This window comes from Pseudomonas phytophila, from assembly GCF_025643095.1.
GTDB classification, from domain to species: Bacteria; Pseudomonadota; Gammaproteobacteria; order Pseudomonadales; family Pseudomonadaceae; genus Aquipseudomonas; species Aquipseudomonas quasicaspiana.
The window spans coordinates 6167225-6185502 of record NZ_CP081201.1; the positions used below are offsets into that span (position 1 = coordinate 6167225).

Below are 18278 nucleotides of genomic sequence, written 5' to 3' on the forward strand. Positions count from 1 at the left end.
GCAAAAGCTTTGTTCACGAATCCGACAGCCAGAATTTGTTAAATTAAGTAACATAGCTTCCTAATCACCGAACGTATGCCTTTGCAGGTGTACTAACGATTTACCACCCACCGCTGCAATCACCCAGAAGGAGTCTTTTATGTGGACTAAACCTGCTTACACTGATCTGCGTATCGGTTTCGAAGTCACGATGTACTTCGCAAGCCGTTGATGACAACGCGGTGCAAAGCCTCGGTTCGCCGGGGCTTTTTTTATTGGTAAGTTCTTTTTTCTTTTAGATCATCTTTTCATGCCTCGCCCCAGGGAGCTGACATGCACATCCAGATTCTAGGCTCCGCTGCTGGCGGCGGCTTTCCACAGTGGAACTGCAATTGCGCGAACTGCGCCGGTTTTCGCGACGGCAGCCTGCGGGCCCATGCCCGGACCCAATCGTCCATCGCGCTCTCCGACGATGGCATCAACTGGGTGCTGTGCAACGCCTCTCCGGACATTCGCGCACAGCTGGCCGGTTTCGGCCCTATGCAACCAGGCCGCGCCCTGCGCGACACAGGGATCAGCGCAATCATTCTGATGGACAGCCAGATCGACCACACCACCGGTCTGCTCAGTTTGCGCGAAGGTTGCCCGCATCAGGTCTGGTGTACCGACATGGTTCACGAAGACCTGAGCACCGGCTTCCCGTTGTTCAACATGCTCAAGCACTGGAACGGCGGCCTGGTCTGGAACCGGATCGAGCTTGAAGGTAGCTTTGTGATTCCGGCCTGCCCGAACCTGCGCTTCACGCCATTCCCGCTGCGCAGCGCGGCCCCGCCTTATTCGCCGCATCGCTTCGATCCGCACCCGGGCGACAACATTGGCCTGATGGTCGAAGACCTGAAGACCGGCGGCAAGCTGTTCTACGCGCCGGGGCTGGGCAAGGTCGATGATGCGCTGATGGAAAAAATGGTCGCCGCCGATTGCCTGCTGGTGGACGGCACGATGTGGGACGACGATGAGATGCAGCGTCGTGGGGTTGGTACACGGACCGGAGCAGAAATGGGTCACCTGGCACAAAACGGCCCTGGCGGCATGCTCGAAGTGCTGGAACGCCTGCCGAAACAGCGCAAGGTGCTTATCCACATCAACAACACCAACCCGATCCTCGACGAAGACTCGCCCGAACGCGCTGAGCTTGCTCGCCGTAATGTCGAAGTGGCGTTTGATGGGATGAGTATTGAGTTGTAAGCAGTGATGACGGCCGACCTGTGGGAGATTCTATGTTGGCCTGCAAACACGACTACCGTGGGAGCGAATTCATTCGCGAAGGGGCCGGTACAGACCATACATATTCAGCGTCTGGCAATCAGTCTTCCCGAATGAATTCGGTCCCACAGGTGCTTGCCCGCGAAGACCGCGCCGGACAACAAGGAAATGACTGACATGAGCGAAGCAACGCCGCTGTCCCCCGCTGAATTCGAACAGGCTTTGCGTGCCAAAGGCGCGTATTACCACATTCATCACCCGTACCACGTGGCGATGTACGAAGGCCGTGCGACCCGCGAACAGATTCAGGGCTGGGTCGCCAACCGGTTCTACTATCAAGTGAACATCCCGCTCAAGGACGCGGCCATTCTGGCCAATTGCCCGGATCGTGAAATTCGTCGTGAGTGGATTCAGCGCCTGCTGGATCACGACGGTGCACCCGGCGAAGACGGCGGTATTGAAGCCTGGCTGCGTTTGGGCCAAGCCGTTGGTCTGGATCCGGATCAACTGCGCTCACAGGAACTGGTTCTGCCAGGCGTGCGCTTCGCCGTGGACGCCTACGTCAACTTTGCCCGCCGCGCCAACTGGCAGGAAGCGGCCAGCAGCTCGCTGACAGAGCTGTTCGCCCCGCAGATCCACCAGTCGCGTCTGGACAGCTGGCCACAGCATTACCCGTGGATCGATCCAGCAGGCTACGAGTATTTCCGGACCCGACTGGGTCAGGCACGTCGAGATGTAGAGCACGGCCTGACGATCACCCTGCAGCACTATACGACTTATGAAGGCCAGCAGCGCATGCTGGAAATCCTGCAGTTCAAACTCGACATTTTGTGGAGCATGCTGGACGCCATGAGCATGGCTTACGAGCTGAACCGCCCGCCTTATCACAGCGTGACCGACCAACGGGTCTGGCATAAGGGGATTGCCCTATGAGCTTTGATCGACAACAAGTCCCGAGCTGGCGCCGGGGCTACCGCTACCAGTTTGAACCGGCGCAGAACGGCCACGTGCTGCTCTACCCGGAAGGCATGATCAAACTCAATGAAAGCGCCAGCGCGATTGGTGGCCTGATCGATGGCCAGCGCAGCGTGGCGGCGATCATTGAAGCCTTGAACGAGCAGTTCCCGGGCTTTCCCGAGCTCGGCAGCGATGTCGAGCAATTCATGGAGGTCGCCCGTGGCGAACACTGGATCGAACTTGCCTGAGTCGCCCCCGGTCGAGTCAGCCATCAAGATTCCGCCCAAGCCCGCAGTCGGTTTGCCGCTTTGGCTGTTGGCCGAGCTGACATATCGCTGCCCGCTGCAATGTCCGTATTGCTCGAACCCGTTGGACTTTGCCAAACAGGGCCAGGAGTTGACCACCGAACAGTGGTTCAAGGTCATGGCTGAAGCGCGGGAGATGGGCGCGGCGCAGATTGGTTTCTCCGGCGGCGAACCGCTGGTGCGTCAGGACCTCGCGGAGCTGGTCCGAGAGGCCCGTCGTCTGGGTTATTACACCAACCTGATTACGTCAGGCATCGGTCTCACCGAGCAAAAAATCATCGATTTCAAGGAAGCTGGGCTCGATCACATTCAGATCAGTTTCCAGGCCAGTGACGAGCAAGTGAACAACATGCTCGCAGGCTCGAAAAAAGCCTTCGCGCAGAAGCTGGAGATGGCCCGTGCGGTCAAGAAGCACGGCTATCCGATGGTGCTTAACTTCGTGACTCACCGGCACAACATCGACAAGATCGATAAAATCATCGAGTTGTGTATCGCCCTCGAAGCAGATTTCGTCGAGCTGGCGACGTGTCAGTTCTACGGCTGGGCGCACCTGAACCGCCAAGGCTTGCTGCCCACCAAGGATCAGCTGGTTCGCGCCGAGCGGGTCACTAATGAATACCGCGACAAGCTGGCTGCCGAAAATCATCCGTGCAAGTTGATCTTCGTCACCCCGGATTACTACGAAGAACGCCCGAAAGCCTGCATGAACGGATGGGGCAATATCTTCCTCACCGTGACTCCGGATGGCACCGCCCTACCCTGTCACGGGGCACGGCAAATGCCGGTGCAGTTCCCCAACGTTCGCGACCATACGATGCAACACATCTGGTACGACTCATTCGGTTTCAACCGCTTCCGTGGTTACGACTGGATGCCCGAGCCGTGCCGCTCATGCGACGAAAAAGAGAAGGATTTCGGCGGCTGTCGCTGCCAGGCATTCATGCTCACCGGTGATGCTGCCAATGCCGATCCGGTGTGCAGTAAATCACCTCATCACGGGATGATTGTGCAGGCTCGAAAAGAAGCCGAATATGCGACTCAAACCATTGAGCAGTTGGCCTTTCGCAATGACAGAAACTCGCGCCTCATCGCCAAATCCTGAAACGTTTACTGCAGCCCAGGCGGTCGCCGCCGGCGTTGATTTCGCCGAGTTGGCTGTCAGCCCGTTGGGGCTGTTCTGGAATGAATACCGGCCTGAGGATGGCGCGTGCCGTATCTGGCGCTGGTTTGAAGGCAACACGACCTGCCTGACCCCCGATGGCTTCAGCGTGCGCAGCCGGGTCTATGAGTACGGCGGCGGTTCTTTCTGCCTGACCGACGATGGCCTGGTGTTCGTCAACGAAAGCGATCAGCAGCTCTATCGCCAGCCACTGGTGTTTGATGAGTTCGAGGGTGAAGGTCTGCCCGAAGCCATCACCACCGGCAAAAAACGCTACGGCGATCTGGTATTTGCCAACGGGCAGATTCTGGCCGTTGAAGAAGATAAAGAATTCCATCAATTGGTCAGCATTGACGTCGCCAATGGCAAGCGTCTGGTACTGGCGCGCGGGGCGGATTTCTATGCGTCTCCGACCCTCAGCCCTGACGGTCAGCGCCTGGCCTGGATTGAATGGCAGAAGCCGCACCAGCCGTGGACAAGCACACTGTTGATGAGCAGCAAACGTCAGGCTGCCGGCGGTTGGTCCGAGCCGCGCTGCCTGGCAGGCGATCGCGATGAAGAGTCCATTCAGCAAGCGCGTTTCGACGCCACGGGGCGTTTGTATTGCCTGAGCGACCAGGGCGGTTTCTGGCAGCCTTGCGTAGAAGGTTCATTCGGCCTGACCCATCTCAAGGCATCCGATGCCGATCATGCGCCAGCGCCTTGGCAATTGGGCGGGCGCAGTTGGTTGCCCCTGCCTCATGGTGCCTACCTCGGCACCTGGTCGGAAAACGGGACAGGCGTGTTGGGGATGCGTGACTCCCACGGCACGCTGCAAGACTTCAGTGGCGAGTACAGCCGCTTCCGCAGCCTGGCGCTCGACGATCAATACGTTTATTGCGTCGCGGCTTCAGCTACCTGCCCTTCGGCGGTGCTCGCGATCAGTCGCAAAGATCATAGCGTTCAGGTCTTGGCCGGAGGCGTCGCGCCCCTGCCGCCTGAGCAAATCAGCCGTCCAGAAACCCTGCGCTACAAAAGCGGCGATGGCGAAGCGCACGGTTATTTCTATCCGGCCATGAACGCCGTCGGCACGCCACCGCTGGTGGTATTCGTCCACGGGGGGCCAACCTCGGCCTGCTACCCGGTGCTAGACCCGAAAATCCAGTACTGGACCCAACGCGGCTTTGCCGTGGCCGACCTCAACTATCGCGGCAGCACCGGTTACGGCCGGGAGTATCGCCAGAGCCTGCACCTGAACTGGGGCGTGGCCGATGTGGAGGACGCCTGTGCAGTCGTTGCGCACCTGGCGGGACGCGGGCTGATCAATCCGGATCAGGCGTTTATTCGTGGCGGCAGTGCCGGGGGCTATACAACCCTGTGCGCACTGGCCTTCAAGAAAGTCTTCCGCGCCGGTGCAAGCTTGTACGGCGTCAGCGACCCACTGGCACTGGCCAAAGCCACGCATAAATTCGAGAGCGATTATCTGGATTGGCTGATCGGTGACCCTGAAGAGGACATCGACCGCTATCACGCCCGCACGCCACTGCTCCACGCCGCCGAGATCCAGGTGCCGGTGATTTTCTTCCAGGGCGAGCTCGACGCAGTGGTCGTCCCCGAACAGACCCGCGCTATGCTGATGGCCCTTAAATCCCGAGGCGTTGTGGCTGAAGGGCATTTTTACGCCGACGAACACCACGGCTTCCGCAAGGCGGTCAACCAGGCAGATGCGTTGACGAAGGAGTGGGCGTTTTATCGAAAGGTGATTGATGGGTGATCATTACACTTGGCTTGTCAGGCAACGCGACTAATTGAATTGGAACGCAGTCCTGTGGGAGCGGTGCTTGCCCGCGATAAGGCTGGACGCGATTGACCTTGTATCTGCGTCGCTCCTATCGTCGGAATGCCGCCCAGACCAAGCACCGCTCCCACAGGGTTAAGTGTTTGCTGCGCGAATATCTGTGCCTCAAACCGAAGGCTGTGTAGCCTGCATCGACGGTCTCTGACTGACCTCGAAATACCAGTTGGCCAGACGCGGGTAGCGGTTGCGCCAGGCCAGGTCTGGCTGGCGGAAGTCGAGGTAGCCCAACGCTGCAGCGACGCTAATCGAAGCCACATCAAACGCCGAGCTGAGCTCGGTAATCGCTTCCTGCTCGAAGTAAGCCAGGCTGCGCTCGACCTTTTCCTGCTGATTATCGAGCCAGGTGTCCCAGTGCTTTTCCGCCGGACGTAGCGCTTGCTCGTATCGAATCAGCAACGCCGCATCCAGCAAAGCGTCGGCCAGAGAAGCCAGGGTCAAACGTCTCCAGCGCGCCGAGCCCTCGCGCGGAATCAGCGCAATGCCCACATGCTGATGATCGAGATAATCGAGAATGACCCGGCTGTCATGAATGACGTTGCCATCCGCCAACCGTAGCGCGGGAAGCTTGCCAGCGGGGTTATCGTTGTTCAGTTCTTCAACCGGGGCGACAGGCGAAAGCGTGGTGGGTTGAAGTGTCACCCGGTCCAGCTGTCCCGTTTCATGCAGTACCAGCATCACCTTGCGGGCAAACGGTGAAGCCGCGTTGTAGTACAACGTCATGGTCGGCGCAGACATGGAGGTTCCTCGAATAAGACAGTCCCTCAGACTAGCCAGCGCCACGGTGGTCCGCAATATCTGCTTTCAGGACTTGCGAGCCAGCAAGCCTCTGATGCTGAACACTGCTGCGACGCCCATGCCCAGCCAGGCCAGTGCATCCCACCAGCCATCACCCAGCAGCGCAGCGAAAAGCCCCAGCCCGGTCAGCAAGGCAATCACTCCCGGCGCGGCAAAGGTCTTCCAGAATGTGGAACGCTTCATTGCAGCGTCTCTTGTGGCGACACATGGATTGGACGTGCAACCTTTCTGCGCACCCACCACAAATACAGCCCGCTGCTCAGGACAATAATCGTCAGCACATCAAGCGTCGCCCACAGCACTTTCATTGGCATGCCGCCGTAATCCCCAAAGTGCAGTGGCTGAGACATGCCCAGCGCATCCATGTACCAGGGCCGTTCGACCACCGCCGTGACATCCAGGGTTTGCGCATCAATCAGCACTGGTGTCATGAGGTGCGCCGTTAAATGCGTATTACCTTTCATGAACACCCCGTAATGGTGCTCGCTGGAGAAACGCGTTCCGGGGAAAGCAACGAAGTCGATCTGCATGCCCGGCGCGGCGGATTCGGCGATCTCCACCAGACGCGTTGCGGGGGCAAGTTGAGTCAGCGGCGGCGTACCCCGATAAGGTTCGATCATCGCGGCTAGCGTGTCGTTGCGCCACGACGCGATCAACAGGTCGGCGCAGGCGCTGATCACTCCGGTCACCCCTACCACCAATGCCCAGGTCAGGGTGACGACGCCAATCAGGTTGTGCAGATCAAGCCAGCGCATGCGCGTTGATTTGTCGGCGCGCACGGTGGCGAATTTGAGTTTGCGCATGAACGGCGCGTACAGCACCGTCCCGGAAATAACCGCCAGCACGAACATAAGGCCCATGAATGCCAGCAGCAACTTCCCCGGCAGCCCTGCATACATATCCACATGCAGGCGCAACATGACCATCATGAAACCGCCGTTGGCAGACGGCGTTTCCAAGGCTTCCCCCGTGCGCGAGTCGAGCATGAAAGAGTGTGAATCGTTGGGTTCGGTGCCCGCTGTTTTGGCCATGATCGCCCAGACACCGTTCGGCTCGTCGTCCTCCCAGCCGAAGTACTGCATGACCTCGCCAGGACGATGAGCTTCGGCAGCTTCGACCAGTTGCTGCAGGTTGAGGTGCGGCGTGTCGGCTGGCATTTCCTTGAACTCAGGTGAATTGCCCAGCAGGTGATCAATTTCGTGACTGAACACCAGTGGCAACCCGGTCAGCGCCAGCATCAACAAAAACAGGGTACAGATCAGGCTCGTCCAGGTATGGACGAAGGACCAGCGGCGCACGGTTTGGCTTTTCATGCTGTTCTTCTCGAAAACCTTTATCCAAAACAAAAAGGCCGCTGATCAGCAGCGGCCCTTCAGTACAACATGAAATAACAAGAACGATTCGCGATTGTGTCAGAGCCATTGATTACTGGCAAATGCTGGCTGTCGGATGAAATCCTTTGGCAAAACTTTGTCAGGAGGGTATGCCGTGTAGGCGATGCAATTCGTGGCCTGAGTCCGGGAATCTGCAAACCTGGAGCGCGCTTGCCCGCGATAGCGTCAGCACAGGCGATACATTCATCGACTGACAGACCGAATCGCGGGCAAGCGCGCTCCTACAGCTCACCCGTTTGCTGCGCGACAGCGTGGAGGCATGGAAGCCGGGCCTCTCCTACAAAAAATCAAAGGTCTTCACCTCACCACGCCTTCCTCAATCAACAGCTTCAGGATCGCCTCAGCCCCCGCCTCTGGCGTAACGCCCTTGAGCACTTGCCCGCCGCCACCGCTGGCTTTGGCCGTTGCAGCTTTCATGCGGTCTGCGCCGCTTTTGGCCTTGATGACTTTCAGGCGTTTGGGCCGGGGTTTGGCCGGTTGCAGAACAGAGCCGCCGAGCAGTTCATCGCTAATGATTTCCACCTGTTCGGCTGCAAGTGTGCCGCGTTGCGCGGGGCCGTAAGCGCTTTGCCGGGGCTTGGGCGCGGCGTTATCCACAGTCGCCAGAAACGGCAGCCGTACTTTCAAGCGCCGACGCTGACCACGAGGTAATGCCTGAAGCACCAGAGCACTGCCGTTATCCAGTGACTCCACTTGCGCCAATCCCACTACGAGCGGCCAACCCAGCTTTTCCGCCAGCAGAAATGGCAACATGCCAGAGCCCTCGCCGGTTTCTGCCTGACTTCCGGTGAGCACCATCTGCACACCGGACTCTCGGATGTAATCCGTCAATGCAGGTAATGCGTCAGCGTTTTCCGGTTGCTCCAGCACATGCAACTCGTCCAGGCCCATGCCCAGATAGGCTCGCAGCGCAGGCTCTTCGGGGTTCCCCGCATGCAGCACGTGTAAGTTATCCCCAGCCAGCTGCAAGCCTAACTCGACGGCGCGGGCGTCCTGCTCGGCACGCCGTGCGCGGCCGGATGTCGGGTGTGCGCCGATGGAGACCAAGCTGATGACGTGCGTAGCAGCATTATCCACAGAGAAAGCAGTTGGTTCAGGCCGCATCTTGTTTTGCTCCATGACGATGGGTTTCCACCGCGTCGATCAGCGCCTTGAGAATTGCCGCGCTGTCGCCGATCACAGAAAGGTCAGCGCGTTTGATCATGTCGCAGCCGGGATCAAGGTTGATTGCCACGACTTTGTCGCAAGCACCAATGCCTTGCAGGTGCTGGATTGCGCCGGAAATACCCACCGCCACGTAAACCCGCGCCGTCACCCACGTACCGCTGGCGCCGACCTGTCGATCACGGCCCATGAAGCCATCGTCTACCGCCACCCGAGATGCACCTTCGGTCGCGCCAAGCGCTGCTGCTGTGCGATGGAACAAATCCCAGTCCTTGACGCCATTACCGCCGGAGAAGATGAACTCCGCTTCCGCCATCGGAATCATGGCCGGATCGACAGCGACAGCGCCAAGGTCTTCAATCCGCGGCAGGCTGCGCGCCACGCTTGTGGATAACTCGACGGGCAATACTTCATGGCGGGTTTCACTGACCGGTTCAGCACACTCCGCAGCAGCGAGGATCAAGCGCGCCAGTGGTCTTGAGATATCTTCCTGACCCGCACCGGCGCGACCGACGCATTGTTCATCCTTGACCTGCCAGACACGTGTGGCCGGACGCTCGCCCAGACTTGCTGCAAAGCGACGGCCCAATTCGCCACCACCGCTACGACTGTCCGGCAACAGCCAGTGACGTGGGTTGAACTGGTTATCCACAGCCCGCAGGCCCTGGACGCGCTGCTCCGGTGAGTAACCGCTGAACTCGCTACCCTCCAGAACCAGCAAGCGATCCACGCCTGCCGTCGCGAATGCGCTCTCTTTGTGCTCACCAAACACCACCGCCAGTACCGCGCCATTCTGACCAGCAAGCTGATGAGCAAGGCCCAAAAGGTCGCGGTCGTGAGCGCTCAAACGCCCGCCGACCATATCCGGCACAACGCATATATAGAAAGATGGCTGCGACACCTGATGCAGCGGCAACTGCACTTCGGCGGCGGCTGAGCGTTTCACCGCCCCACCTTGCTGCGCGCCACTGCGGTCTATTCGCTTGATGCCGTTGGGACCGATAAATCCAAGGCCGTGCACGTTCTTGCGCATCAGGCCGTTAGGCCCCATCCAGCTAGTTTGCGCCGGTTGCATCGCAGCATGCAGCGGGTGCAGACGGTTACGGGCGATCCATTCAGCGCGAGGATCACGACGGATAATGTCGCTCATCAGTGCACCTCCGCAGGTTCACGTTTAGTCGGCGCGGGCTTGCTGGGGATTACTTCTTCCACCAGTGCATCTGCCACCAATTCGGCAATGTCTTTGATCATCGGTCGCGGCTCGACCACGCCTTCGAGCATCGCGGTGCATTGCGGGCAACCGACAGCTACCAGTTCAGCACCGGTTTCGCGGATGTCGTCCATGCGCATGTCGGGGATACGTTGTTTGCCAGGAATATCCGTAATGGGCGCGCCGCCACCGCCACCGCAGCAACGGGATCGGAAACCGGAACGCTGCATTTCCTTGACCTCAATGCCCAGCGCGCGCAACACATCACGCGGCGCTTCGTACTCGCCGTTGTAGCGGCCCAGATAACACGGGTCGTGATAGGTCACGCTGGAGCCCTTGTGCTGGCCCAGATTCAGCGCGCCACCTTGAATCAACTCAGCCATGTAGGTGCTGTGGTGTTGCACGAGGTAATTGCCATCGAACGCGCCGTACTCGTTTTTCAGCACATGGAAGCTGTGCGGATCGCAGGTGACGATGCGTTTGAAGCTGTATTTGTTCAGGGTCTGAATATTGCGTCTGGCGAGCATCTGGAAGGTTGCTTCATCACCGAGACGCCGTGCCACGTCGCCGCTGTCCCGCTCTTCAAGACCCAGCACGGCGAAGTCGACTTTGGCCGCTTTCAGGACTTTGACAAAGGCGCGCAAAGTCCGTTGGTTGCGCATGTCGAAAGCGCCGTCGCCGACCCAGAACAGGACGTCGACAGCTTTTTTGTCGGAGAGCAGATTGAGGTTCAAATCCGCCGCCCAGTTCATCCGCCCGCCCGGTGCGAAACCGCCAGGGTTATCGGTGGCGATCAGGTTTTCCAGCACTTCAGCGCCTTTGTTCGGCGTCGCGCCTTTTTCCAGGGTCAGGTGACGGCGCATGTCGACGATGGCGTCCACGTGCTCGATCATCATCGGGCATTCTTCAACACAGGCGCGGCAGGTGGTGCAGGACCACAAGGTTTCAGCGTCTACCAGGCCGTTGACGATGGGCTGAAGCGGGTTGCCGCCGTGCAGGCCGATCTCTTTGCCCGGATATGGACTGCCGGCGAATTTGGCGTCAGTGCCGCCAGCCAGACCCACCACCATGTCCTGAATCAGTTTTTTCGGGTTCAACGGCTGACCGGCTGCGAACGCCGGACACGCGGCTTCGCATTTACCGCATTGCACACAGGCGTCAAAACCCAGCAGTTGGTTCCAGGTAAAATCCTTGGGTTTTTCTACGCCGAGTGGCGCGGTTTTGTCGTTGAGGTCCAGGGGTTTAAGGCCGGTTGAGCGACCACCGCCAAAGCGTTCGGCGCGACGGTGCCAGGCCAGATGCAACGCGCCGGCAAAGGCGTGCTTCATCGGGCCGCCCCAGGTCATACCGAAGAACATTTCCGACACGCCCCACAGGCATCCCAGGCCTAGTAGCGCGACCAACACCCAGCCGCCGAAGTCCTGCGGGAGAATCCCCGCCACCGGCAGCGTGACTAGGAAGAAGCTGACGGAAAACGCCATAAGGCTTTTCGGCAGGCGCATCCACGGGCCTTTCGACAGGCGAGCCGGTGGGTTACGGCGGCGCAGGAACATGAAGATCGCGCCGATGAACATCAGGGTCGAGGCCAGCAGCAGGGCATAACCGAGGATGCGGCTGTGCAGGCCAAAGCCGTGTACGACGATCGCGAGCAATGCCGACAGCACAAAGCCCAGCGCCGTTGCGACGTGGGTGTTAGCGATGTATTTGTCCCGAGCCACGACATGGTGCAGATCGACCATGTAACGCTTGGGCATGGCCAACAATCCGCCGAGCAGGTCGACTTTAGAGGCTCGGCCGTTGCGCCACATATTCACCCGCCGCACAGCCCCCAGGACAGCAAGGCCCAGAGCAGCGAACAGCAAGATGGGAAGCAGTGTGTTCAGCATGTGAAGCTCCTACAGCGCGCGGTCCGACAGAGGTCATCGGTCTCCTGTAGGAGTGAGCTTGCTCGCGATCCAGTGCGCAGCGCTGGCAATGGATTCATTCAAAGCCGACTGAAGGCCGTTCCGGCCTTATCGCGAGCAAGCTCACTCCTACAGGGAAATTCGGTGTTTTCTATGGGAGCCGGGCTTGCCCGCGATTTAGGCGCTGCGGTTCATCAGGACAACCGCGTTATCGTTCATCGCGAGCAAGCTCTGCTCCCACAGAGGTATTCGGTGCTTTTCCGTAGGAGCGGGCTTGCCCGCGATACAAACACTGCGGTCTATCAGGTAAACCGCGTTATCATTCATCGCGGGCAAGCGCGCTCCTACGGGATCGACTTAGAAATCCTTACAAAGACGCAAACCGTCATAAATCGCCGCATGGGTATTACGCTGTGCCACGCAGTCACCAATGCGGAACAGCAAGTACCCGTCACCCGGTTCGCTCAAACAAGGTTGCGGCTGAATAGCGAACAACGCTTCGATGTCGATCTGGCCCTTGTTACGCGAATCTGCTTTCAACGCGTAATACAACTCTTCGTCCGGACGCACACCGTTTTCGACGACCACCTGATCCACTACCCGCTCTTCTTTGGCACCGGTGTATTCGTTTTCCAGTACAGCCACCAGCTTGTCGCCTTCGCGGTAGACCTTCTCCAGCATCATGTCGCCGGTCATGATCACTTCTTTCGGATACATGCTGCGGTAGTACGTCGGGAACGAAGTGCCGCCAATGGCAACGCCCGGCTTGATGTCGTCAGTGACGATCTCTACCTGGCTGCCTTTATCGGCCAGGAAGTCAGCCGTCGACATCCCGGTGAATTCACAGATGGTGTCGTAGACCAGCACGTTCTTGCCCGGCGCGACCTTGCCGTCGAGGATGTCCCAACTGCTGACCACCAAACCTTCAGCCGCGCCCCAATGTTCGTTCTGCTCCAGAAACGGATGACCACCCACCGCCAGCACGACGATGTCCGGACGCAGATCCATGATGGTTGCCGGATCAGCCGCCGTACCCAGGCGCAGATCGACTTTCAAACGCGCCAGCTCCAGCTGGAACCAGCGAGTGATGCCTGCAATCTGGTCACGCTGCGGGGCTTTCGAGGCGGTGGTGATTTGCCCGCCGATGAATTCTTTCTTCTCGAACAGCGTCACATCATGGCCGCGCTCGGCCGAAACACGCGCTGCCTCCATGCCCGCAGGCCCGGCACCGACAATCACGACCTTGCGTTTGGCACCGGTGGATTTTTCGATGATGTGCGGCACGCCCATGTATTCACGAGAGGTCGCGGCGTTCTGAATACACAGAACGTCAAGGCCCTGGTATTGGCGGTCGATGCAATAGTTGGCACCGACGCACTGTTTGATCTGGTCAATCTGGCCCATCTTGATCTTGGTGATCAGGTGCGGGTCAGCGATGTGCGCGCGGGTCATGCCAACCATGTCGACGTAACCACCTTCAAGAATCCGCGTAGCCTGATTCGGGTCCTTGATGTTCTGCGCGTGCAGCACCGGTGCCTTGACCACTTCCTTGATACCGGCCGCCAGATGCAGAAACGGCTCCGGTGGGTAACTCATGTTCGGAATAACGTTGGCCAGGGTGTTGTGGGTATCGCAACCCGAGCCGACGACGCCGATAAAGTCGATCATGCCGGTCTGGTCGTAGTACTTGGCGATCTCCTTCATGTCTTCGTGGCTGAGGCCATCCGGGTGGAATTCGTCACCACAGATGCGCAGGCCGACGCAGAAGTCAGGACCGACCTCTTTACGCACCGCCTTGATCACTTCCAGGCCGAAACGCATGCGGTTTTCGAAGCTGCCGCCCCACTCGTCCGTTCGCTTGTTAACCCGCGGGCTCCAGAACTGGTCGATCATGTGCTGGTGCACAGCCGACAGTTCGACACCGTCCAGGCCACCAGCCTTGGCCCGCGCCGCAGCGCTGGCGTAGTTGCCGATCACTCGCCAGATTTCTTCCGGCTCGATGGTCTTGCACGTCGCACGGTGCACTGGCTCGCGGATGCCCGAAGGCGACAGCAACGTCGGCCAATGGTCGCCGTCCCAGCGTGAGCGACGGCCCATGTGGGTAATCTGGATCATGATCTTGGCGCCGTGCTTGTGCATGGCGTCCGCGAGATTCTGGAAGTGCGGGATGATCTTGTCGGTCGCCAGGTTGACCGACTTCCACCAGCTTTGCGGGCTGTCGATAGCGACGCTGGATGAACCACCACAAATCGCCAGGCCGATACCGCCCTTGGCTTTTTCCTCGTAGTACTTCACATAGCGGTCCGTGGTCATGCCGCCATCGGTGGCGTAGACCTCGGCGTGCGCGGTGCTCAATACCCGGTTACGGATCGTGAGTTTGCCTATCTGGATAGGCTGAAACATCGCTTCGAAAGCCATGACACGATCCTCGACTTACAACGGTTTGACGATGAACAGGCCGTCGTCATGGCCTTCTTCCGAACCGCCGTAAACCTGCTCGGCGACCGTACGAATCGGGCTGCCTGCTGCGGCGAGAATCTGATCCATGGCGCCGGCAAACCAACCGGTGAACATGTAATCAACCTTGCGACCGACTTTGCCGTAGACGTACACAAAGCAGGAGTGCTCAAGCTTGACGCTGGCGGTGCCTTTCTCCAGGTCGATGTCTTGAATCTTGAACAGCCCCCAGCCACGCTGCGACAGACGCTTCATGTAGTGTTCGAATACTGCAACGCCTTCCAGACCGTGGCATTCAGCTTCTTTCTCGCACCAGTGCCAGGCGGATTTGTAGCCCGCCTTGTAGAGAATGTCAGCGTAGGCATCAGCGCCCAGTACTTCTTCAATGCCCATGTGGTTGTTGACGAAAAAGTGGCGTGGCACGTACAGCATCGGCAACGCATCAGAGGTCCAGACGCCGGTTTCGCTGTCGACTTCGATAGGCAGTTGCGGGGCGATTTTAGCCATGGGGTCAAACTCCAGATGTTCGGGGTACGCCCACTGCGCGAAATGGCAGCGGGGTGATCAATTCGGTAAAGCTTTTGCTCGTGATCGGGGGTTACTCGCCCCAGACATCCTTGAGCACGTTGACCCAGTTCTCGCCCATGATCTTGCGCACCACACGCTCGGAGTGGCCGCGCTTGAGCAAGGTCTCGGTCAGGTTCGGGAACTCGCCAACCGTGCGGATACCCAGCGGGTTGATGATCTTGCCGAAGCTGGTCAGGCGGCGGGCGTAGCCCTTGTCGTGGGTCAGGTATTCGAAAAAGTCCTGGCCGTGCCCCTGAGTGAAGTCGGTGCCGATACCGATGGCGTCTTCGCCGACGATGTTCATGGTGTATTCGATAGCTTCGGCGTAATCGTCGATGGTCGACTCAATGCCTTTGGCGAGGAACGGCGCAAACATGGTTACGCCGACGAAACCGCCGTGATCGGCGATGAACTTGAGTTCTTCGTCGGACTTGTTGCGCGGGTGCTCTTTAAGACCGGACGGCAGGCAGTGGGAGTAGCAGACCGGTTTTTTCGATTCGAGGATGACTTCTTCTGAAGTCTTGGAACCGACGTGGGACAAGTCGCACATAACGCCGACCCGGTTCATTTCAGCGACGATTTCGCGGCCGAAACCCGACAGCCCGCCATCACGCTCGTAGCAGCCGGTGCCCACCAGATTCTGGGTGTTGTAGCACATCTGCACGATGCCCACGCCGAGCTGTTTGAAGATCTCGACGTAGCCAATCTGGTCTTCATAGGCATGCGCATTCTGGAAGCCGAAGAGGATGCCGGTCTTGCCCAGTTCTTTCGCCTTGCGGATGTCGGCGGTGGTACGTACCGGCATCACCAGGTCGCTGTTTTCGCGCATCAGCTTCTGGCTTTTGCAGATGCTGTCGATAGTCGCCTGGAAACCTTCCCACACCGACACGGTGCAGTTGGCCATGGTCAGACCACCTTTGCGCATGTCTTCAAACAGCTCACGGTTCCACTTGGCGATGATCAGCCCGTCAATAACGATGCTGTCGGCGTGTAATTCGGCTGGGCTCATCAGGCTGTCCCTTTATATAAGTGCTGATTAGGTACTGGCGCGCCGAATCGTATGCCGACGCTATTGAGGCCAGCATATGCCTGAGGGTCGGCCGAGCCGGGTGCAAAAACGACAGGGGGTTTGCCGAAAGCGTCAAGAAACGACAAAGGGCGACAGGACGCTGTCGACGTGTATCTCGCCAAACTGTTCTTTAGGCCGCGCTTAGGCCAGAATCCAGCTCATCAAATGGAGTGGAGAGACTCGATGAACAAGGTTTTCCTGGCTTTGGTTCTTTTAGCGACCGGCATCGCGGGCGCTCATGCAGCACAAAACCCTTATGTCTCGCCATGCGACGGTGTCGAAGAAGACCAACAAACCCTCGAGTGCTCCAAGTACAGCCGCGACACGGCCGAGGAATTGCTGAAAGAGAACTTCCAGAACCTGTTGCAGCGGGTTAACACCCAGTTCGGGGCGAACAAGTCCCAGGCCAACGCCTTCGCCGAAAAACTCAAGACTGCCCAGCTAGCCTGGGAGAAGCTTCGCGACGCCGATTGTGCAGTGGAAGTCTTCCCGGCGGCGGCTGGCAGTAAAGCGTTCAACATCGCCCAGAACGATTGCCTGGCGCGCACCAGCGATGAGCGCTCCGAGTATCTGGAATCCATCGCGCAGGAATGAACACCTGAATGAGCTATGGTGTCTGCCTTTTTATCCAGGCAGTTACGTAAAGGCTCATTCATGATCATCTGTGGTGTAGAAATCAAAGGCAGTGAGGCTATTTTTGCATTGGCGACCCGCCAGCAAGGTGGCCTCGAACACTTGCCGCTGGCGACCAAGAAGCTGGCACTCGAAGACGATGACGAGTCTGCCAACGTCAAAACCTTCGCGACCCAGATCGCCAGCTTTGTGCGTGAAAACGGCATCAGTCATGTTGTTATCAAGAAGCGCAGCAAAAAAGGCGAGTTTGCAGGCGGCCCGACGACGTTCAAGATCGAAACGGTTTTCCAGTTGCTGCGCGATTGCGAAGTGACCCTGTTGTCGCCACAAACCATCAACGCGCAGAACAAAAAGCACAACTTCGACCTGCCTGCTTCGCTGAACAAGTATCAGCACGAGGCATACAAGGCCGCGTGTTCGGGGTTGATGAAGAGTAAATAGAACTACTGCGCTCCTACCCCGCAATTGCGCAGGCCCAGACTTGTCGCGTTAAAGGTAGGAGCCAACTTGTTGGCGAAAGGGCCTGACGTGTTTCTTCAGGCTCGCCGCCTCGGGAACAAGTTCGCTCCTACCCCAGCAAAACGCGCAGGCTCAACACTTTTAAAGGTAGGAGCCAACTCGTTGGCGAAAGGGCCTGACGTGTTTCTTCAGGCTCGCCGCCTCGGGAACAAGTTCGCTCCTACCCCAGCAAAACGCGCAGGCTCAACACTTTTAAAGGTAGGAGCCAACTCGTTGGCGAAAGGGCCTGACACGGTTCTTCAGGCACGCCGCTTCGCGAACAAGTTCGCTCCTACCCAGAAATGCGCAGGCTCAACACTTTTAAAGGTAGGAGCCAACTCGTTGGCGAGAGGGCCTGACGCGTTTCCTCAGGCACGCCGCCTTGCGAACAAGTTCGCTCCTACCCCAGCAAAACGCGCAGGCTCAACACTTTTAAAGGTAGGAGCCAACTTGTTGGCGAAAGGGCCTGACGTGTTTCTTCAGGCTCGCCGCCTCGGGAACAAGTTCGCTCCTACCCCAGCAAAACGCGCAGGCTCAACACTTTTAAAGGTAGGAGCCAACTCGTTGGCGAAAGGGCCTGACACGGTTCTTCAGGCACGCCGCTTCGCGAACAAGTTCGCTCCTACCCAGAAATGCGCAGGCTCAACACTTTTAAAGGTAGGAGCCAACTCGTTGGCGAAAGGGCCTGACGCGTTTCTTCAGGCACGCCGCCTCGCGAACAAGTTCGCTCCTACCCCAGCAAAACGCGCAGGCTCAACACTTTTAAAGGCAGGGGCCAACTTGTTGGCGAACGGGGCTGACGCGGTTCTTCAGGCACGCCGCCTCGCGAACAAGTTCGCTCCTACCCCAGCAAAACGCGCAGGTTCAACACTTTTAAAGGTAGGAGCCAACTTGTTGGCGAAAGGGCCTGACGCCGTTCCTCAGGCACGCCGCCTTGCGAACAAGTTCGCTCCTACCCCAGCAAAACGCGCAGGCTCAACACTTTTAAAGGTAGGAGCCAACTTGTTGGCGAAAGGGCCTGACGCCGTTCCTCAGGCACGCCGCCTTGCGAACAAGTTCGCTCCTACCCCAGCAAAACGCGCAGGCT

The 18278-nt window shown here is 58.6% G+C and carries 17 protein-coding genes; 8 read left to right on the forward strand and 9 right to left on the reverse strand.

The genetic code is table 11. The features are described 5' to 3' along the window. Window positions 1–139: 139 nt before the first annotated feature. The 6 genes from pqqA (at window position 140) to K3169_RS27870 (ending at window position 5416) form a co-directional block, all read left to right on the forward strand. Window positions 140–211 carry a pyrroloquinoline quinone precursor peptide PqqA gene (pqqA, locus tag K3169_RS27845; protein ID WP_008365141.1) on the forward strand — a complete coding sequence of 24 codons (72 nt, stop codon included), beginning with the start codon at window positions 140–142 and terminating at the stop codon, window positions 209–211. Between the two features lie 101 nt (window positions 212–312). After that, entirely contained in the window at window positions 313–1224 is a 912-nt protein-coding gene (pqqB, locus tag K3169_RS27850) for a pyrroloquinoline quinone biosynthesis protein PqqB (RefSeq protein ID WP_263269130.1), read from the forward strand. A gap of 195 nt (window positions 1225–1419) precedes the next feature. Next, window positions 1420–2175, forward strand: coding sequence for a pyrroloquinoline-quinone synthase PqqC (gene pqqC, locus K3169_RS27855; RefSeq protein WP_099268493.1), 756 nt, complete (start codon window positions 1420–1422; stop codon window positions 2173–2175). Further along, entirely contained in the window at window positions 2172–2447 is a 276-nt protein-coding gene (pqqD, locus tag K3169_RS27860; RefSeq protein ID WP_027899483.1) for a pyrroloquinoline quinone biosynthesis peptide chaperone PqqD, read from the forward strand. Before pqqC ends, pqqD begins: the two co-directional genes overlap by 4 nt. After that, the gene (pqqE, locus tag K3169_RS27865; RefSeq protein ID WP_263269133.1) at window positions 2419–3606 is read left to right on the forward strand and encodes a pyrroloquinoline quinone biosynthesis protein PqqE; all 1188 of its coding nucleotides are present in this window, start codon (window positions 2419–2421) and stop codon (window positions 3604–3606) included. Before pqqD ends, pqqE begins: the two co-directional genes overlap by 29 nt. Further along, complete coding sequence (locus K3169_RS27870; RefSeq protein WP_122397998.1) at window positions 3572–5416, forward strand: alpha/beta hydrolase family protein; 1845 nt, start codon at window positions 3572–3574, stop codon at window positions 5414–5416. Before pqqE ends, K3169_RS27870 begins: the two co-directional genes overlap by 35 nt. A gap of 189 nt (window positions 5417–5605) precedes the next feature. On the opposite strand, the gene K3169_RS27875 is transcribed toward K3169_RS27870, so the two are convergent. The 9 genes from K3169_RS27875 to K3169_RS27915 form a co-directional block, all read right to left on the reverse strand. Then, window positions 5606–6235, reverse strand: coding sequence for a glutathione S-transferase (locus K3169_RS27875; protein WP_027899486.1), 630 nt, complete (start codon window positions 6233–6235; stop codon window positions 5606–5608). A gap of 66 nt (window positions 6236–6301) precedes the next feature. Beyond that, window positions 6302–6478, reverse strand: coding sequence for a hypothetical protein (locus K3169_RS27880; protein WP_049826841.1), 177 nt, complete (start codon window positions 6476–6478; stop codon window positions 6302–6304). Then, complete coding sequence (locus K3169_RS27885; RefSeq protein ID WP_231666383.1) at window positions 6475–7608, reverse strand: PepSY-associated TM helix domain-containing protein; 1134 nt, start codon at window positions 7606–7608, stop codon at window positions 6475–6477. Before K3169_RS27885 ends, K3169_RS27880 begins: the two co-directional genes overlap by 4 nt. 378 nt (window positions 7609–7986) lie before the next feature. Further along, a complete protein-coding gene (locus tag K3169_RS27890) occupies window positions 7987–8793 on the reverse strand; it encodes an electron transfer flavoprotein subunit beta (protein WP_263269135.1) in 807 nt (268 codons plus the stop codon). Next, the gene (locus tag K3169_RS27895; RefSeq protein ID WP_263269137.1) at window positions 8783–10003 is read right to left on the reverse strand and encodes an electron transfer flavoprotein subunit alpha/FixB family protein; all 1221 of its coding nucleotides are present in this window, start codon (window positions 10001–10003) and stop codon (window positions 8783–8785) included. Before K3169_RS27895 ends, K3169_RS27890 begins: the two co-directional genes overlap by 11 nt. After that, window positions 10003–11949, reverse strand: a complete 1947-nt coding sequence (dgcB, locus tag K3169_RS27900; protein WP_263269138.1) for a dimethylglycine demethylation protein DgcB — start codon at window positions 11947–11949, stop codon at window positions 10003–10005. The genes K3169_RS27895 and dgcB overlap by 1 nt, the downstream gene beginning before the upstream one ends. 375 nt (window positions 11950–12324) lie before the next feature. Beyond that, window positions 12325–14385 carry a dimethylglycine demethylation protein DgcA gene (gene dgcA, locus K3169_RS27905; protein ID WP_263269140.1) on the reverse strand — a complete coding sequence of 687 codons (2061 nt, stop codon included), beginning with the start codon at window positions 14383–14385 and terminating at the stop codon, window positions 12325–12327. 15 nt (window positions 14386–14400) lie between these two features. Beyond that, window positions 14401–14931 carry a DUF5943 domain-containing protein gene (locus K3169_RS27910; RefSeq protein WP_027899495.1) on the reverse strand — a complete coding sequence of 177 codons (531 nt, stop codon included), beginning with the start codon at window positions 14929–14931 and terminating at the stop codon, window positions 14401–14403. A 91-nt stretch (window positions 14932–15022) separates the two neighbouring features. After that, window positions 15023–16000 carry a dipeptidase gene (locus K3169_RS27915; protein ID WP_027899496.1) on the reverse strand — a complete coding sequence of 326 codons (978 nt, stop codon included), beginning with the start codon at window positions 15998–16000 and terminating at the stop codon, window positions 15023–15025. A 243-nt stretch (window positions 16001–16243) separates the two neighbouring features. Here K3169_RS27915 and K3169_RS27920 point away from each other — a divergent pair, with 243 nt between their 5' ends. Together K3169_RS27920 and K3169_RS27925 are read left to right on the forward strand one after the other, a co-directional pair. Continuing rightward, window positions 16244–16654, forward strand: a complete 411-nt coding sequence (locus K3169_RS27920) for a lysozyme inhibitor LprI family protein (protein WP_263269142.1) — start codon at window positions 16244–16246, stop codon at window positions 16652–16654. Between the two features lie 60 nt (window positions 16655–16714). Further along, window positions 16715–17134 carry a DUF3010 family protein gene (locus K3169_RS27925; RefSeq protein ID WP_099268500.1) on the forward strand — a complete coding sequence of 140 codons (420 nt, stop codon included), beginning with the start codon at window positions 16715–16717 and terminating at the stop codon, window positions 17132–17134. The last annotated feature ends 1144 nt before the right edge of the window (window positions 17135–18278 follow it).

Coding starts and splice junctions, on each gene's coding strand:
- K3169_RS27870 (WP_122397998.1), top strand. CDS start 3,572: ATGACAGAAACTCGCGCCTCATCGCCAAATCCTGAAACGTTTACTGCA.
- K3169_RS27890 (WP_263269135.1), bottom strand. CDS start 8,793: ATGCGGCCTGAACCAACTGCTTTCTCTGTGGATAATGCTGCTACGCAC.
- pqqB (WP_263269130.1), top strand. CDS start 313: ATGCACATCCAGATTCTAGGCTCCGCTGCTGGCGGCGGCTTTCCACAG.
- K3169_RS27910 (WP_027899495.1), bottom strand. CDS start 14,931: ATGGCTAAAATCGCCCCGCAACTGCCTATCGAAGTCGACAGCGAAACC.
- K3169_RS27920 (WP_263269142.1), top strand. CDS start 16,244: ATGAACAAGGTTTTCCTGGCTTTGGTTCTTTTAGCGACCGGCATCGCG.
- K3169_RS27875 (WP_027899486.1), bottom strand. CDS start 6,235: ATGTCTGCGCCGACCATGACGTTGTACTACAACGCGGCTTCACCGTTT.
- K3169_RS27925 (WP_099268500.1), top strand. CDS start 16,715: ATGATCATCTGTGGTGTAGAAATCAAAGGCAGTGAGGCTATTTTTGCA.
- dgcA (WP_263269140.1), bottom strand. CDS start 14,385: ATGGCTTTCGAAGCGATGTTTCAGCCTATCCAGATAGGCAAACTCACG.
- K3169_RS27880 (WP_049826841.1), bottom strand. CDS start 6,478: ATGAAGCGTTCCACATTCTGGAAGACCTTTGCCGCGCCGGGAGTGATT.
- K3169_RS27915 (WP_027899496.1), bottom strand. CDS start 16,000: ATGAGCCCAGCCGAATTACACGCCGACAGCATCGTTATTGACGGGCTG.
- K3169_RS27885 (WP_231666383.1), bottom strand. CDS start 7,608: ATGAAAAGCCAAACCGTGCGCCGCTGGTCCTTCGTCCATACCTGGACG.
- dgcB (WP_263269138.1), bottom strand. CDS start 11,949: ATGCTGAACACACTGCTTCCCATCTTGCTGTTCGCTGCTCTGGGCCTT.
- pqqD (WP_027899483.1), top strand. CDS start 2,172: ATGAGCTTTGATCGACAACAAGTCCCGAGCTGGCGCCGGGGCTACCGC.
- pqqC (WP_099268493.1), top strand. CDS start 1,420: ATGAGCGAAGCAACGCCGCTGTCCCCCGCTGAATTCGAACAGGCTTTG.
- K3169_RS27895 (WP_263269137.1), bottom strand. CDS start 10,003: ATGAGCGACATTATCCGTCGTGATCCTCGCGCTGAATGGATCGCCCGT.